The following is a 17,030-nucleotide window of genomic DNA, read 5'->3' as shown; positions in this document are numbered from 1 at the left end:
TGTCGCGGGTGTTTCCCGCTATGAGTCCAGGCTACGCTCCGGGGGACCTCCGGCCCAGGTTTGCCATAATGCAACCAATCACAGAGCAAATTGTCACCTGCACATTTGTGTTCTCACCGTTGGCTACCACTATCAAAATAGGGACCTATGTCCTCATCTCCTGATTGTTTTTACTAAACCTTCAACGTCCAAACCGAGTCGGTGGAGAATGTCGTCGCGATTAGCCTGAGCGAGGAAAGAATCTGGAATCCCTAGGACCTCCACAGGCACATCAAGCAGTCGCGCCACTTGGGCCCCTACCCCCCCGGTTACCACTCCGTCTTCAATCACAATGACCCGGCTATACCCAGAGCAGATATCGATGAGGTTCTCGCCGACAGGAAGTACCCATTGAGGATCAATGACGTCTACCCCGCCAATAGCCTGCGCAGCTTTAGCTGCATTGTGAGCCATAGGTCCAACCGAAACTATGACGGTCTTCGCATCATCTACTTTGACAAGAAAATCAATGCCGTTATGACACTCGACAGCTTCTATATCCTTTGGTATTGCCCCTTTGGGATATCGCACCAGTGAAGGACCCTCGTTCCACTCAACGGCCTCTTCAAGCAGTTCTCTCAAGCGCGCAGCATCTCTTGGGGCTGCAACCCGAAGACCTGGAACCATCGACGCCAATGATAAGTCCCACATTCCATTGTGGCTAGCGCCGTCGTTACCAGTTATGCCAGCGCGATCTAGAACAAAAGTTACCGGTGCGTCATGAAGCGCCACATCCATCACAAGCTGGTCAAAAGCTCGGTTGAGAAACGTTGCGTAGACAGCAAATACAGGATGCGCTCCTGCAAAAGCCATGCCAGCAGCCATCGTAACGGCGTGTTGTTCAGCGATACCTACATCAACTACTCGGTCAGGAAAGCGCAGACTCAAAGGACGAAGTCCAACCGGTTCTTTCATCGCTGCACTGATAGCGACAATGCGTGGATCCTTTTCGGCAAGCTGCACGATCTCCTCGGCAAACACACTTGTCCATCCAAAGCGTTCAGGCGCTACCGGTAAACCTGTTTCAGGGTGGATTTTGCCAACCGCGTGGAAATGGTCAGCTTCGTCGTCCTCAGCTGGTACGTATCCTCGCCCTTTTTCCGTCATTACATGGACTATGACAGGTTCGGGGTAAGCCTTAGCCCGCTCCAAAGCAAATTCCAATGCGACAATGTCGTGACCGTCAATAGGCCCGATATATTTGAAGCCCAACTCGCCGAACATTGCCTGCGGTAAGAGGAAATCTTTGAGTCCGGCCTTCATTCCGTGGAGTGCATCGTAGGCTGTACGTCCGGGTTCTCCCATACTCATGAGCGTTCTTTTTCCCCACGCCAAGGCTCGTTCATATCCTTCAGAGGTCCTTAGCAATGAGAGATGGTGGGCCATTCCTCCCACTGTTGGGTCGTAAGATCGCCCGTTGTCATTGACAACCACGGTGAGAGGACGTTCTTTGTCGGAGGCGATATTGTTGAGAGCTTCCCACGCCATGCCACCAGTCAAGGCTCCATCACCAATAACTGCTACGACTTCGCCCGGCAGTCCGCTTCGCACTTTCTCTCGCGATACACCATCAGCCCATGACAGTGCAGTGGATGCATGCGAGTTCTCAACGACGTCGTGAGCTGATTCTGCTCGCGACGGATACCCAGAAAGGCCTCCTTCTTGCCTCAAGTCCCGAAAGTCCTTGCGACCGGTTAAGAGCTTATGCACATATGCTTGATGCCCTGTATCCCAAATGATGGTGTCTCGTGGCGACTCATAGACCCGATGAAGTGCAATAGTGAGTTCCACCACACCCAAATTGGGGCCGAGGTGACCACCGGTCTTCGACACTGCTTCGATCAGGAATTGACGGATTTCCTGGCTCAATGCAACAGTTTCAGCTGGGGTAAAACGGGATAAATCAGCCGGCTGGTGCACCCTTTCCAGCAGTGGGTAGATTCTTGAGACAGCATCTTGCATGCTTGAAGTGTATCTAAGGCTCGGCTCCCCAGTAGAATAGCTGTGCCGTCGACGTCAGAAGGAAGAGGCTCGGATGAACCCCCGCGTTGCCCCCTACGGGACATGGAATTCCCCGATCACACCAGAGATGTTCACATCACGCTTTGTGGCACTCTCGCAATTGCGCGTGGACGGACCGGACATCTATTGGGTTGAAAGTCACCCCAAGCGTGAGCAACGAAACGTACTTTTGCGCAGATCTGCTCTGGGACACACAACAGAGGTTCTGCCGCTCCTTGAGGGGTCTCGCCTTGTGCATGTGGCCACACGCGTTCATGAATACGGTGGCCGGGCCTATGCAGTCAAGCATGGACTCCTTATTGTGTCCGATGGTATCGATGATCGTGTCTATCGTTTTAGTTTGGATGATCCGCGAGCGGAGCTCATCCCCCTCACGCCCATGGATAAGCGACGCTATGGCGACTTTGAAATCGATGAGGTCCGTGGCCTGGTCTACGCCGTATGTGAAGACCACACCGATCCAGATAATGTCACCAATACGCTAGTCGCTATTCCTATTGATGGGTCCGCTGCACGTGAGGGATCGCGAATTATTACGGTTTTCGAAGGAACCGATTTCGTCGCCGCCCCCACTCTTTCCCCAGATGGAACTAAACTTGCTTGGTTGAGCTGGAACCACCCCGAGATGCCATGGACGCATTCCGCTCTTCACGTCGGCGCACTAGACTTCGATGGCTACCTTGACCATTCTATTGTTCTGGTAGATAAACCTGATGTGTGCGTATACGAACCTCGCTGGACTTTTGACGGTGACCTCGTCCATGTAGACGACTCCACAGGATGGGCGAATCTCTATCGCACCGAAGGATTTGAATGGCGCAATGGTGAGCCTCATGATGCTTGGGCAACTCGCTTGCGAACACGAGCCCTCCATCCAGCATCGCAAGCTTTCTCACAGCCTCATTGGCAGTTGGGACTCCACTCCTACGACAATCTTGATCGAGAAAATCTCATTTGCTCTTGGGCAGACCAGGGACGTTGGCACATAGGAACTGTCCGCTTGGACAATGGTCTCCTTGAAGAATGGGACACAGGCTGGTGGCCTGTTGGCAACGTCACTGCTTCTGAAGGACGCGTCGTCTATCTGGCACAGACAGCGCACGATGCGCCTGCAATTGTCACTGTCGAAGGGTCTTCAGTGAAGGCTGTCCGACCTTCTACGGACCTCGAGCTAGACCCCGAAGTGATTTCCATTGCTAATGCGGTGAGCTGGCCAACACGTGATGGTGCCGTGTCGCACGGATTCTTCTACCCGCCTTCGAATCCAGCCTTCCAAGGTCCTGAGGGGTCACGGCCTCCTCTTATCGTTACCGTCCACGGTGGCCCAACAGGTGCCGCGCATCCTGGTCTCAATATCGAGATCCAGTTCTGGACCAGCCGCGGCTTCGCTGTCTTGGACGTGAACCATCGTGGTTCCACTGGCTTCGGACGAGACTACCGTGAAGCTCTCAACGGAAAGCTAGGAATTCTTGACGTCACAGACTGCGCGGACGGAGTCGTATGGCTTGGTAAAGAAGGCGCAATTGACCTCGATCGAGTAGCTATTCGTGGTGCTTCATCAGGCGGATTCACAGCTCTTTCTGCGTTGGCAACAACAGATATATTCTCTGCCGGAACTGCCCTGTATGGAATGTCTGACTTAAGAGTTGTCGCTTCTCTTGCGTCGAAGTTCCGCTCGCATTACTTGGAACGCCTGTTGCAGACAGCTGACAGCTCCGATGAGATTTGGACCGAGCGTTCTCCGCTCTTCCACGTGCATAACATCAACGTTCCTGTCTTACTTTTGCAGGGTACCAACGACCCCATAGTGCCGCTATCGCAAACGCAACATATTTTTGACGAGCTGGCCTCGGCAGGCAAAGAGGTGGCACTAGTGACGTTTGAAGGCGAGGGACACGGCTTTGTCCGCCCTGAATCAATTATTCGTGCGCGCCGTGTTGAGCTCTCTTTCTACGCACAAGTGTGGGGAATCGATATTGATGATCCTGCAGAAATAGACATTGCAAACCAACAGTGATCTGACCGGTTATGCAACCTCGTACCAGTCAGTCTCAGTGGATTTGGCTAGGAATTACTTCCGCAGTTGCCATCATCATTGTCGCTGGCATGGTCATAGCTTTACGACTTCTGAGCAGCACCGATAACGAGACAGTAACGACCGAACCACAATCTCAGGTATCTGCCACGCCCCCAGATGCGGCGCCTCCCAGCATTCCTGGGTCTGAACAGTCACCTGAGGTATCACCGTGCCCTCACAGCATCAGTGTGCCCTCTCACCTTGAGAGCACACTGATATGCAGTGGTATGCCCGAAGATGCGCTTCCGTTAGAAAATCTTTCGCGTATGCCTTCAGCAAATATTGGCTGCACCGTAGGAACGGACGGCGATTCACTAGCCTGCAATGTGTTGGAACATTCGTGGCCTAACCTTCCTGATCCCATGCCTGAGCGAGGAGTTGGGGCGTGCAACGGATACGGTATCAAGAACGGAAGTGTCCTCGTGACATGTCAAAGTGACGTGCGGGGATGGCAAAAGGAACTTGAAGATGAGGGCATATCACCGGGCCCTGTGACAATTATGGATTACGGGAAGAAGTACCAGGTGGGTTCCATCGCATGCGCATCCAGAGAGGTCGGATTGACATGCTGGGACACCCATAGCTTCCATGGTTTCTTTCTCTCCCGAGAAGCCGCAGAATCCTGGTAATACCCAGTGTTACTGTCTCATCTTCTGCGGGCACGATAGAGGAAAGTAGACACTACGAGGGACACAAGAATAGCTCTCGATTCCAACCGAATTAAAACCCCCAGTACTGCGTTCTATTGCGTATTTTCATCGAGCCAGCGACACGCCTCTTCCATAAATTTCTTCGTTTTTGGCCCATCAGATCCCAGAGTATTAAACGTATGCGGAGCACCTTCCATGACAGAAAACGTCACGGGAACTCCAGACTGACGCAGACGCGCCGCATAGTCGAGGTCTTCTTGATAAAACAAGTCAATATTGCCTACCCCTATCCACGTTGGCGGAACTCCCGATAGATCTATTTCTCGAGCTGGGGCGGCAAGAGCAGAAACATCAGCAGATCCGATCAGTTCATTGCCTCCCAGTAGCGCTCCCCACCCATGACGGTTGTCCACGTTATTCCACACGAAGTGATCCACCTCGTCCAAATGCTCATTGGCAGCAGTTCTATCATCAAGCATCGGATAGAGAAGCCATTGCGCAACGGGGTGAGGTCCCGGCAGTCCTCGAAGCCTGTTGACCAGAGAGGCCGCCAGTCCCCCACCCGCACTGGCACCAGCCACGGCCAGACGCCCGCGATCCACACCGAAATCACCGGCATGATCACCTAACCATGTCCATGCTTCCAAAACATCATCTTGAGGGATGGGGAACGGATGTTCCGGCGCCAAACGATAATCAACCGACACAACGGTCAGCCCGATAGTGTCGGCAAGACTTCCACACAGAAGATCATCTTGTTGGGGGGCACCCATCACCATGCCACCTCCATGAATCCACAGCAGGGCCGCACCGCTAGGCTTCTGCGGCACGTACAGGCGCAGTAGGGGTTCTTCATGAATCTGAGAAATCGTAACACCTGGGATTTTGGGCGTAGGTAAGAGACGTGGAGCACTTCGGGAAACACGTCGCACCAACGGATTAGTGATATCAACGTGAGGGGCGATCAATGCAGCTGATCGATACTCACTGTCGACATCCGCAAGTCTCAGCGCATTACGTTTTTTACCGCGTAGCAATCCGCGAGCACCGGTTTGGTCTATCTCTTGCCGTCTTGCGGTCAGCGTGTAGGTAAGCGGTATTGGAGGAAAGTCCGGATTCAGACGGTATGCGTCTCCATCGCGTTCCATTCCACGGGGGAATCTTTGCCAGGCAACAGTTTCAAGCTCAGCAAATTCCGTGATGACGAGGCCCTGACGCATAAGGGCCCCCATAATCTCTCCCAAAGAATGATTCCACCCGTGATTCACCCGATTGAGAATCGCAGGCGCACCTTCAGCGACATCGGTATAGGTGGCATCCTCACTATCTGTGAATGGATCTGCCTGTTCGAAATACGGGTATTCAATCAGCAAGCCATTATTGAGGTCATCCCCAAGCGACATGGAAAGCGGATGATCTTCACGCAAGACTAGAGTGCCACCGGGGCGCAGCAATCCGGCCACCACCGCCGCCCAGCGGTCGATATCTGAAAGCCACCACAAAGCACCCACGCCGGTATACACCACATCGAACGCTCCCTGGGTGCGATCAACATCAAGTACTTCGAGGCTGTCATACACGTTAGCCTTGACGAAAGTCGCATCGATGCCGCTGCGTGTAGCTATGTCTTCGGCGGCTTTGATAGATTCTCCAGATATATCAACGCCCGTAACTGTACGCGCTCCCAGGCGCGCCAACGACAAAGTATCTAAACCAATGTGGCATTGCAAGTGGACAACATCCTGCCCAGCAAGACTTCCAAGACGCGGACGATCAGACTGCACTACCGAAGACAAGCGTGTCGGATCTGACACAAAGCCCTCAACGTCATAATCGCGGGAGACAACGTGGATTCGCGTACGTTCGTCCCAGTTTGCCTCGTTATCGCGGAAATATTCCTCTTCGTTGCCCACCTAGCTCTCCTTGCCCTGGGACATCGCTCTTTTGTCAGAATACCTGGAGCGACCCATTGGCGTACCATAGGATCTTGATCTGCCGTATACCTGAGGACATGACCAGGTGAGACACAAGGGGGCTACCACGACTACTGAACCGTCAACCGCTCCTATCGCTGAGACTTTTTCTCTCATGTCGAAACTGACTATTACTCAGCACCAGATTCTACGAACCCTGGCCGCTTCCGCTGATCCTCTTCGGGTCGACGATATTGCCGAGTCACTGGACCTGCACAATAATACTGCGCGCGAGGCGCTCACAGCCCTGCAAGAGAAAGGGCTAGTGAGTCGGCAACGTTCTTCTACGGAAGGGCGCGGCCGCCCGTATTGGCTATACCAAGCAACGGTGTCCACAGACCCCGACGTGGTTCTCCAGGAATTCGGAAACTTTTCTGCGGCGGTAACTAAGTATGTGTGTGCTACCTCAGAGAATCCCACCCAATCAGCCGAAAAAATAGGACGGCTATGGGCGAAAGAAATGCTTGGAGCACCCGAGATTCCTGATCACAGCACGATTGACGCACATACTGCGGTAACACACAACCTAGCAGTCCACACCGCAAAAATTCGACTCTTTCTTTCACGCCTTGGCTTTGAGGCACGCCCTGGTGAGGATGCGTCCATCATCAAGCTTCAACGTTGCCCATTTCGTAAAAGAAATAACAGTTCGTCTGGGCTGGTCTGCGCGATACATCAGGGAATGACCGATGAGATTGTGCGAACTCTTTCTCGCGGCTATCTTGGCACTGAAGTCTTGCCCAGTTCGGGGCCTGGCTGCTGCACGATTCATCTAGTACAGCAAAAACACACAGAGCATGGACACGGTTCCTCGCACCCATCTACACTTGTGGAATGATCACAGCTAAGACGCTGCTGGAAGGCCCCCGGGGACGTCGTCTTCTCTTTGAGTTTGCCATCATCAGCGAACAGAACGATGATGATGGCACGCATGCACTACACGAGGCAATGTTTTGGTTTTCCGCCAAGAATGCCCCCGCCAGTAGTTTCATTCTTTCGGACACAAGCAACGATAAAGACCCCTATTCCTCCATCAAAAGTCACCAAAAATCGGCCTCTGTCGAAGCAGTGATAAGTGCCATGAACCAGGTTCCGTTGGCTCCCGTGACTTCCACCCGGGCTCTAGGCGCATTAGCCGATTCGGTTGCACACGCCGTGTATTGGCAAGAACCCGACGAAACGGACATCTGCCTAGCAGACTCTGACATGTATGCACCACTGGAACGCATTGCCTCCCACATTTGCGACAGTAAGGCGATCGCATGGTGGTCAAACCCAGTTGACTACAACGACCAATGGGAAGTCCGTTGGGTTGAAGACGGTCAAGAGGTCAGCGGAGAACCATCATCGGTTTCTAGCCAGGTTCTCAAGCAATGGGAACAAAGCATGCAGCAGTGGGAAACTACCCATAAACCTGATCTTTCCCTTCCTGTAGATCAGCTTCCCGGCGGTGAATGGCACTCCACTCCCCCTTTTTTGCTACACCAGTCTTCGCGTTCAATCCTTGATGCTCCTCTTGGCCTCTATTGCGAAGAAGATGGCCGGTGTCTCTCGGAAGCACGTGCATACCGGCTTAACGTTGGCGCATATGAAGACAAAGTCTTCGAGATTCGATCCGAACAGGACTGGAAATATCTATGCCAGACGTATCCTCTTGAGGTTGCCACTAGTCGACGGGCAGTCTGGGTACCCACTACTGGTCAGGATTTATCATGGGTGATGCCCAACTGGAAACAGGTTGCCGCTGATTACGCGGGCGTACATCTAACTGTTGAGGCTTATCTGTCATGCGCTGGCAAAGCCTTGCCCATTGGGAACCATGCCAGCGTAATTGCCGGCTGGAATCCCGACACAACATACTGGTTTGATTCAGCTATTCGAGCCGCTGCAGAACCATATTCATGGTGGCGCGGTGACGACTTAGCCGGGACGTGGCATCGCAGAGACAGCCACTAACTGAGTAAATATCTCACGAGGTTCAGCCTTGCGGATAACTCCTGCGCCAGAGCACTTCATTTCGCGCAGCCTTCGCGGTCACGGTACGGTGACAGAAAGAGAGAAGGAACCGGCATGTCTGAGCAGGTAGTTATAGCAGGTGGATCAGGGCTCATCGGATCCGCACTTATCGACTACTTGGAGGCACAAGGATTTGGCGTGCGAAGACTAGTGCGGCGCGTTCCTCTACACGAAGGTGAGGTGCAATGGCAACCTGGCGAAAGGTTAGATCCCGAAATACTTGAGGGATCGCGCGCCGTTGTCTCTCTCAATGGCGCCAGTATTGCCAAACTTCCTTGGACTGCACAGTACCGGAAACAGATTCTTCGCTCACGAGTCGACTCGACACGGACTCTAGTAGAGGCACTTAGCCAGCTTCGCGATGATCCACCCGCTTTTATTTCCGGCTCAGCTGTTGGCTTCTATGGGAACGCACCGGGCAGAATTCTTACAGAATCCTCACTTCCTGGTAACACATTCTTGGCGCGAGTATGTGTCAGGTGGGAGCAAGAGGCTCGTAAAGCAAGGGGCTCTCGCACGGTACTTTTGCGTACGGCATCAGTTATTGACCGTGCGGCACTTCTCAAACCACTCATTCCCCTGACTCGTATGGGCGTGGCTGGTCCGCTGGGAAAAGGAACACAAATCTGGCCGTGGATTTCTTTAGAAGACGAGGTACGCGCAATAGTCCACACAATTCACCATGAAATAGAAGGTCCGGTGAACCTCAATGGTCCCGTAGCTGCCAGCGCAAACGACATTGGTCGATCTTTAGCTCGCCATCTTCGTCGGCCATTTTGGTTGCCGGTACCATCATGGATGCTTTTGACAGTCTTGGGAAAACTAGCCGCTCAATCACTGTTGCTTAGCGATGCTAACGTACAACCCACGGTGCTCAACGCAACGGGATTTACCTTCACTCACTCAACAGTGGAAGCAGCTATTACTAGCGCTCTTGTTTAGAGAAAACGTCCGTTGTGCACAAGGAAGTCCTATAAGCACATTGGTTATGGATACTGGCCTAGTTGACAAGTGCTTGTAACAATACCATTAAGTATTCTACTGATGATAGAATGCCTATATGATTATCAGTGTCGACCCTACTTCGAATACTCCATTGTTCGAACAGATCGCATCGGCAGTGCAAACTCAAATCAGTGCTGGAAAGATACACGCTGGGGACCGGCTTCCCAGTGCCAAGCAGTTGGCACTAGCTTTAGATATTAACCTCCACACGGTACTCCATGCCTACCAAGTTCTGCGAGAACAAGGACTAGTTACTATGCGTCGGGGCAGCGGTGCCGTTATTAGCTCACAAGCTGAAGCTATCAACGAGATTCACCGGGAAACACAGTCTTTAGCAGAACGCGCGCATACCCTTGGTCTCTCCGCAGAAGCTGTCGCTTCGCTCTTCAAGGAGGCCTACCGTGGACTCTAGAGAACCGACCGGTGTTTCAACGCAGGCGCTGGTCACAACACTAGTGGGAATTCCTTTCGCGATTGCCCTCACAGCATTACTCATACAATTATGAATGCTTCCATCATTGCCCGGCCTGGTGACAACTCACTGGGACATATCTGGCAAACCAGATAGATTTTCAACACCAACAACAAACATTCTTGTCAATACACTCATAACTTTTGGCGTTCCGGCAGTCTGTTTCTCGGCTGTCATTTTAAGCAAAAGCAGAGACCACATAATGGGGCGCTTTCTCGGTATAGCTAGCATTGCTATGACCCTTTACTTTGCGGTCGGACTGGTGCATTGATCAGGGAAAATCTGTTCGCTATGTGGCGGCGTGTTTGGGACGCTCGCCCTCAACGATCAGCCGGGAGGTGCAGCGTAATGGGTGGAAAGCCTTCCTCCACGTCCCAGGCTTACGTGCCCTACCGCACAGCGGCCCTGAAATGCGGTCCGTGCACCCAGTGGCAATATCGGGCCAGCATCGCCCAAGACAAGGCAGCACAGGCGTTAAAGCAATCTCACCGGCCGTGGCGCATGACCCATGACCCCCTAGTGGACTGGGTGGTTCAAGCCCTCCGCCGGGGCTGGACCCCAAAAATGATCGCTGGGCGCCTTCGCCTGCTGTATCCAGAAGATACACGGATGCGGATCTGTGCTGAGAGCATCTACCAGTGGGTGTATTCCAAGGCACAGAAGTGGCGTGAGCTAGTTCAATACCTCCCTAGGGGCAATGAAAAGAGACGGAAACGCTCGGGCCGTAAAGTACACCGACAGTCCTGCATTCCAGACCGTGTGAGCATTCACGATCGGCCAGGTGAAGTCGAGGATCGCCTCGAGTTTGGCCACTGGGAAGGGGACTCAATGATCGGGGGCGATCATAGTGGGGCAATTCATACCGAGGTCGAGAGGAAGACTCGCTACCTAACTGCGACTTTGCTGCCAAAGTGTGGGGCGAAAGAGACCCTGGCCGCGCAACTCTGCATTTTCACTGCTCTGCCAATAGGGGCCAGGACGAGTGTGACGACAGATAACGGGAAGGAGTTCACCGACCATGCGGGTCTGCATAAAACTGGTATCAAGACTTTCTTCGCTGATCCATACTCATCCTGGCAACGCGGAACAAACGAGCACTTCAACGGTCACATCCGCCGTTACCTGCCCAAAGGGACCCGGTTCGACACGATCAACGAACAAGAACTCCACGAGATCATCAACGAAATCAACCACCAGCCCCGAAAATGCCTCGGCTAACACACCCCAAACGAAGCCTTCGAACAAGAGACACAATCAAACAACCACCCCATTGCACTTCCAAAATGAACACGGGGATCCTCGACCCGAGGGGTTACCTCAGCTAACCACTGCTCAGCTGTCTTCAATCTTCGAGCGTCCAAATTTTTCGTCCCCGATGGCATGTGAGTGCTCCGCCCGCCAGACATACCAATAATACAGGACCATAGTCCCACATATTCAGTGGCATAATGCAGACCGTTCCGTGCTCAACTGTCCAGGTCAAAGCCGTCCCAGCCCATAGCGGACTATACGTGTTGGTATTTCCTCGCTAACCTTCGGCGCTTCGAAAATCCTTCTGATCATGGGATCAGCATTGCTTTGATGGTACGGCGCTCATCCATCGCCGCATACGCTTCTGCCACCTGATCCAACGGCATCGCCTCGGTGAACACCTTTCCAGGCTGAATAGTCTCATTGAGAACGTCCGGCAGTAACTCACCAATATAGTCCCGGACTGTCGCAACCCCGCCTCGCACACCGACATTGGAGTCAAAAAGCGTCCGAACAGCAATAATGCTTCCACCTGCAGGAACACCCACAAACCCTACCTGTCCTCCAGGCCTAGCTGAAGCAAGTGCTTGATCCATAGATTCTTGTGAGCCCACACACTCTAATACCGCATCCGGGCCGATACCAGAAAAGAGCGCTTTCAGCTTCGCGATTCCCTCTTCCCCACGTTCTGCAATGATGTCTGTGGCACCGAACTCTACAGCAAGCTCTTGCCGATCAGCATGGCGTGACATCGCAACAATACGCGAGGCACCCAAACGCTTAGCTGCAATAATTCCACACAATCCCACTGCCCCATCACCTACGACAGCAACCGTGCTTCCTTGTTTCACCCCTGCTGATACCGCTGCATGATGACCAGTACACATCACATCACTCAGAGAAAGCAACCCAGGAAGCAGCTCTTCGGCAGGCATTCCCCCATCAACAACAAACAACGTTCCGTCAGCTTGAGGAACCCGCACGATTTCAGCCTGGCCGGCATTTTCTGAATTGTTCCCGTCGCTGCCACCACCCCACCAACCTACATTCAAGCAATTTACAGTCCACCCACTTCGACAATTCACGCAAGTGCCACAGCAAATATAAAAGGGCGCAATGACAAAGTCACCAGGCTTCACATTCTTGACTTCTCTGCCCGCTTCTTCCACGACACCAACGAATTCATGTCCGATAGGTTTGGGACGGTCAATCGAAATAGTACCCCGGTATCGATGAAGGTCTGATCCACAGACGCAGCTTCGAACCACCCGGACAATCGCATCGGTGTCAGCAACAATTGAGGGATCGGCAACTTCTTCCAGCCGCACATCGTGCCTTCCGTGGATTATCGTTGCACGCATAATGAGTGCCGTCCTTTCTCCGTTACGTCCTCGTGTCAATTTTACGACGATCTTCATGAGCGTGACTACGGCAAATAGCACTTACCAACTATTGTGAGGCTGTGAAGAGTTGCCCCAATCAAACATCATCTATAGCCTCAACTCAAAGACGTACCTTGTGGATTCTTTCCACGGCACAAATTTTTTCGGGCTTCGGCGCCGGCGCGGTTGTGTCCACGGGATCGCTCCTTGCAGTAGAGATGACAGGATCGCCCGCATGGGCAGGCTCCATCACCACGGCCAGCACTCTTGGAGGAGCATTCGCCTCTGCAGCACTGTCACGCCTGGCATTTTCAAAAGGTAGACGTTTCTCTCTATCAACAGGACTGGCAATTGCCGCATTAGGATCGGTCCTTGTCATCGTTTCTGCACTCTTATCATTCTTCCCCTTACTTCTTCTGAGCGGCTGCATGATTGGATTTGGTGCCGCTGTGAACTTACAGGCACGCTTTGCAGCAACTGATCTTGCACTACCTCAGCATCGTGGCAGAGATCTGTCCCTAATAATGTGGATGAGCACAGTGGGAGCCATAGCAGGCCCCAATATGACAGGACCTGGGAAGCTCGTTGGTGCGTGGTTAGGAATCCCCGCCCTCTCTGGGATCTTCGTGTTCTCTGCGATTGGTATGGTTGCTGCGATGGCGGTCCTTACTGTGGGGCTTCGCCCCGACCCATACCTCCTTTCATGCAAACTAGGAAGCACGCAAGACAATTCTCCCCGCAGCCGGTTTTTTGAGGGAGTCAAAGCACTGTGGGAATACAAAAAAGCACGCGTCGCACTCGCAACCATTATCTCAAGTCAAGCAATCATGGTGGCGATCATGTCAATGACTCCCGTCCATATGGATACCCATGGTGCTTCAATCGAAGTTGTCGGACTAACTGTGAGCCTCCATATTGCTGGAATGTATGCTCTCTCGCCCGTTATGGGGCTACTGTCAGACAAACTTGGACCACAACCAATGATGTTGTTAGGCATATTCGCTATTCTTGTTTCGGCAGTCACTGCCGCATTTTCTTATTCGTCCGTTCCCACGTCTATCGTTGCTTTGATTCTCTTGGGCTTGGGATGGTCAGCCAGCACCGTGGCAGCCTCCACCCTTCTCAACGATGCTGTCCCAGGTCCAATCCGCGTTGCAACTCAAGGAGCTTCGGATGCTCTGATGGGCGTTGCCGGCGGGTTTGGCGGAGCACTAGCAGGCGTCATGCTGGCTACGATCGGCTACCTCGGATTGGGCATAGTTGGAGCCGTCATCGCTGGAATCACGATTGTCATCGTCTTTTCCCAATCGCGTTAGCTATGAGTGGGATAGCATTTCAAACGAATAGAAAAGCGGACGTTGGCCTCGCTGAAATATGCCGATACTCTGATCTGGAAATTGATGCCATGTGCGAGGCGCGTAGTGAAGTTCTGGAGGCTCAGAGACCACGGTGAAGGAACCAGCGGGCAACTCTTCACTGTTTCCGTCATCCATCCGGATATGAACCGGCCCCTCTGCCCAATAAAGTGATGGTGCCTGCGCATCAGAATAGATCTGCAGCAATCCCTGCGTGCTCACTGTGCGCATTGCTACTAGTACTTCTCCATCTGAAGCGGCGAAAGAGCCTTCGAAAGGCTGCCCAACCTGATATTTCATGCGAGCCTGCTCGACCCGTTCGCGCATGCGATGCATTGCTTTTACCGGGTCAGACGCTAAACCATATGTGAGCGCCAGATAGAAGCAGACTTCACTATCAGTATTCCCTCTAATAAACGGATAGAGTGCTGGCGCCACGTCAAATGTCAGTTCTCTTTTTAGTGCCTCGAAACCCCCTATCCCACCGTTATGCTGGAACATCCATCCATCATGAACGAAGGGATGATTATTGTCAGCGGCAACTGAGCCACCTGGCGCCGCCCTCACGTGGCTGAGAAAACATGAGCTTTCAATTTGTGCTGCCAACTCAGGAAAATTTTGGGAATCCCACGCAGGCTGAGTGTCTCGGTATCTTCCGACGGTACCATCGCGTCTGATCCATGCCATTCCGAATCCCTCACCTTGGGTGGGAAAATCGTGGTTACGGAACTGCCGAGCATATTTGTAACTAGGAAGAGCCAGCTGTCGAGCGTTCAAACTTTGATGTATAAGCGAGTGGTTAGGCAAACTCAGTAATATCTCTAGCGGAATCTTCTCTCCCACATAGGCCATCCATCGACACATTTCGTCTCCCCTCACAACACCATCGTGTGTCTTCTATTCTTCATGAAATCTCTTCATCTGGCATGACCACGATGTTCAAGTGCAGAGATGCCAGGTCTTTCAAAGAACGGTACTCTAATGTCATGCTCATATGCTCTAACCAGTTCTAAACGGGACTTTTCAGTGAACCCCGCACGCGCAGTTCGAAAGCACACGATGCCGCAGGCATCCAGAACATTTCTCGCAGCTCTCCTATGCATTGGATGCATCGTATTGCTCACGACTGTGCTGGTAAGTGTTCCAACAGTTGAGGAAGAGACTTCATCAGCGCAGCCAGTTCTGCCTATCGTCCAAGAAAGCGCACCAGCCCGACAGAGAGAACAACCAGCAAAGAAACCTTCCAAACCCGCCCCAGTTTTTGATGCTTCTGCTGTAACTGACGAATTAGAAGAAATCTTTTTCGAGGCAGAAGCGGCCGTCACACTCATTAACGTCACTTCTGACGAGGCGTTGCTGCAGTGGAATGGTGATATTGGTTTTCACCCAGCCAGTACGTACAAATTATTCATCGCAGATTCGATGATCAGAGCAGTAGAACAGGGGCAATGGGCCTGGGAGGACTGGTTCCTAGGAACAAGTCTGGGTGAATGCTTTGACGCTATGATTATCTATTCAGACAATGACTGCCCCGAGGCGTGGCTTGATGAGATTCCTCCCGACGCTCTCACCCAGAGGGCAGCCGAGATTGGCGCCACTCACACTCAACTTGATTGGGGTGTTTTCTCTAGCACCACCAATGACATGGCAGTTTTTTTGGCGCAAGCATATCGGGGTGAGCTTTTTGGATCTGACGGCAGAACTCGCCTATTTGAGGACATGGTGAGCCAAGAGTTTCGCGACGGCATACCAGCGGGTGTCCCCGCGGGCACCGTCGTTGCGGATAAAGTTGGATTCCTTGAAGCAGACCTGCACGATGTTGGGATAATTGAGCTGCCTTCAGGGGCCTTCGCGTTGGCAATATATACCGAAGGTAGCTCGTGGGAATCAATTGCCGAAGCCACATCAGTCATAGTCTCAGAGTTGAAGTAGTTTCTATCCCCCCAAGCAAAGAAACAAGCTCTATCCCCCCAAGCAAAGAAACAAGCTCTATCCCCCCAAGCAAAACAGTGTCCCGGTGCCATATTTGTCTCTGCCACGGCAATTATGACACTGTGATAGGCGTAAGGAGGAAGCTATTGCCTCTACACTGAAGCAATGGACACGCGCGATATAGATTTCCTACGCCAAGCCATTGATTTAGCTACTCAGGCACGATCACGCGGTGACGAGCCTTTCGGAGCTCTCATCACCGATAGTGCTGGATCTGTTCTAACCAAGGCTTACAATTCAATTGACAGCAGTGCCGACATTACCTCGCACGCGGAAATGAATGCGGTACGTGATGTGTGGAAACCAGGGATAGACCTTCGCGGGGCAACCCTCTATGCAAGTTGTGAGCCTTGCGCCATGTGTAGTGGTGCAATCTTCTGGTCTGGTATTGGCCGAGTAGTTTTTGCCCTTAGTGGAGATACCTTAATATCCCTGGCAGGTGGTCCTCAAAGCCCTTTGGTGCTCAGCCTTCCTTGTCGAAGCGTCTTCGCCAAAGGTGGACATGAGGTAGTCGTCTGTGGCCCTCTATTAGAAGATGAAGCCCGCTTTCCAGTTGAAGGATATTGGAACTAGATGTGGCAAGCCCACAGTCTAGTTTCTGTCATGGCGTCCTCCTCGTTTTCTCTGTAATCGAGTATAGAAGTGGACCCTGTTTTTTGGGCAGTGTTATAGGTGGGGTGCTTGCCGCATAATGGCTCTGTAGAGCTTGAAGGAGAGCAGTTCTTGTGGCACCTAAACGTAAGCGTCGGAATCACTCAGCCCAGTTCAAAACGAAAGTGGCTCTGGAAGCCTTGAA

The 17,030-nt window shown here is 52.5% G+C and carries 14 protein-coding genes; 10 read left to right on the top strand and 4 right to left on the bottom strand.

Annotated elements, in window-relative coordinates:
- Positions 1-153: 153 nt before the first annotated feature.
- Complete coding sequence (gene dxs / locus FYJ24_RS01620) at positions 154-2,001, bottom strand: 1-deoxy-D-xylulose-5-phosphate synthase (RefSeq protein WP_154542983.1); 1,848 nt, start codon at positions 1,999-2,001, stop codon at positions 154-156.
- Positions 2,002-2,074: 73 nt separating this feature from the next.
- Here dxs and FYJ24_RS01615 point away from each other — a divergent pair, with 73 nt between their 5' ends.
- The gene (locus FYJ24_RS01615) at positions 2,075-4,078 is read left to right on the top strand and encodes an alpha/beta hydrolase family protein (protein ID WP_154542981.1); all 2,004 of its coding nucleotides are present in this window, start codon (positions 2,075-2,077) and stop codon (positions 4,076-4,078) included.
- A gap of 11 nt (positions 4,079-4,089) precedes the next feature.
- Positions 4,090-4,767, top strand: a complete 678-nt coding sequence (locus tag FYJ24_RS01610) for a hypothetical protein (RefSeq protein WP_154542979.1) — start codon at positions 4,090-4,092, stop codon at positions 4,765-4,767.
- 113 nt (positions 4,768-4,880) lie between these two features.
- On the opposite strand, the gene FYJ24_RS01605 is transcribed toward FYJ24_RS01610, so the two are convergent.
- Positions 4,881-6,701, bottom strand: a complete 1,821-nt coding sequence (locus FYJ24_RS01605) for an alpha/beta hydrolase fold domain-containing protein (protein WP_154542977.1) — start codon at positions 6,699-6,701, stop codon at positions 4,881-4,883.
- A gap of 106 nt (positions 6,702-6,807) precedes the next feature.
- On the opposite strand from FYJ24_RS01605, the gene FYJ24_RS01600 reads away from it, so the two are divergent.
- From FYJ24_RS01600 to FYJ24_RS01580, 5 genes are all read left to right on the top strand, one after another.
- Positions 6,808-7,599 carry a helix-turn-helix transcriptional regulator gene (locus tag FYJ24_RS01600; RefSeq protein ID WP_154542975.1) on the top strand — a complete coding sequence of 264 codons (792 nt, stop codon included), beginning with the start codon at positions 6,808-6,810 and terminating at the stop codon, positions 7,597-7,599.
- Complete coding sequence (locus FYJ24_RS01595) at positions 7,596-8,717, top strand: hypothetical protein (RefSeq protein WP_154542973.1); 1,122 nt, start codon at positions 7,596-7,598, stop codon at positions 8,715-8,717. Before FYJ24_RS01600 ends, FYJ24_RS01595 begins: the two co-directional genes overlap by 4 nt.
- 114 nt (positions 8,718-8,831) lie before the next feature.
- The gene (locus FYJ24_RS01590) at positions 8,832-9,719 is read left to right on the top strand and encodes a TIGR01777 family oxidoreductase (RefSeq protein WP_154542972.1); all 888 of its coding nucleotides are present in this window, start codon (positions 8,832-8,834) and stop codon (positions 9,717-9,719) included.
- A 118-nt stretch (positions 9,720-9,837) separates the two neighbouring features.
- Complete coding sequence (locus FYJ24_RS01585; protein ID WP_154542970.1) at positions 9,838-10,194, top strand: GntR family transcriptional regulator; 357 nt, start codon at positions 9,838-9,840, stop codon at positions 10,192-10,194.
- Between the two features lie 408 nt (positions 10,195-10,602).
- On the top strand, positions 10,603-11,472 hold the full coding sequence (locus FYJ24_RS01580) for an IS30 family transposase (RefSeq protein WP_225871922.1): 870 nt from the start codon (positions 10,603-10,605) through the stop codon (positions 11,470-11,472).
- 341 nt (positions 11,473-11,813) lie between these two features.
- Here the strand turns inward: FYJ24_RS01580 and FYJ24_RS01575 are convergent, their stop codons facing one another.
- Entirely contained in the window at positions 11,814-12,947 is a 1,134-nt protein-coding gene (locus FYJ24_RS01575; protein ID WP_450097622.1) for a zinc-dependent alcohol dehydrogenase family protein, read from the bottom strand.
- A gap of 20 nt (positions 12,948-12,967) precedes the next feature.
- Between FYJ24_RS01575 and FYJ24_RS13285 the strand changes: the two genes are divergently transcribed.
- Positions 12,968-14,203 carry an MFS transporter gene (locus FYJ24_RS13285; protein WP_154542966.1) on the top strand — a complete coding sequence of 412 codons (1,236 nt, stop codon included), beginning with the start codon at positions 12,968-12,970 and terminating at the stop codon, positions 14,201-14,203.
- Here the strand turns inward: FYJ24_RS13285 and FYJ24_RS01565 are convergent, their stop codons facing one another.
- On the bottom strand, positions 14,204-15,019 hold the full coding sequence (locus FYJ24_RS01565; RefSeq protein WP_206192432.1) for a class II glutamine amidotransferase: 816 nt from the start codon (positions 15,017-15,019) through the stop codon (positions 14,204-14,206). It abuts the gene before it with no gap.
- A 339-nt stretch (positions 15,020-15,358) separates the two neighbouring features.
- On the opposite strand from FYJ24_RS01565, the gene FYJ24_RS01560 reads away from it, so the two are divergent.
- Positions 15,359-16,174, top strand: coding sequence for a serine hydrolase (locus tag FYJ24_RS01560; RefSeq protein WP_206192431.1), 816 nt, complete (start codon positions 15,359-15,361; stop codon positions 16,172-16,174).
- Between the two features lie 165 nt (positions 16,175-16,339).
- A complete protein-coding gene (locus FYJ24_RS01555; protein ID WP_154542962.1) occupies positions 16,340-16,807 on the top strand; it encodes a nucleoside deaminase in 468 nt (155 codons plus the stop codon).
- Positions 16,808-17,030 lie beyond the last annotated feature (223 nt).

The sequence above is a fragment of the Scrofimicrobium canadense genome, from assembly GCF_009696615.1.
GTDB classification, from domain to species: Bacteria; Actinomycetota; Actinomycetes; order Actinomycetales; family Actinomycetaceae; genus Scrofimicrobium; species Scrofimicrobium canadense.
Note: the sequence above shows the minus strand (reverse complement) of the source record. Positions and strands in the feature narration are given on the sequence as shown.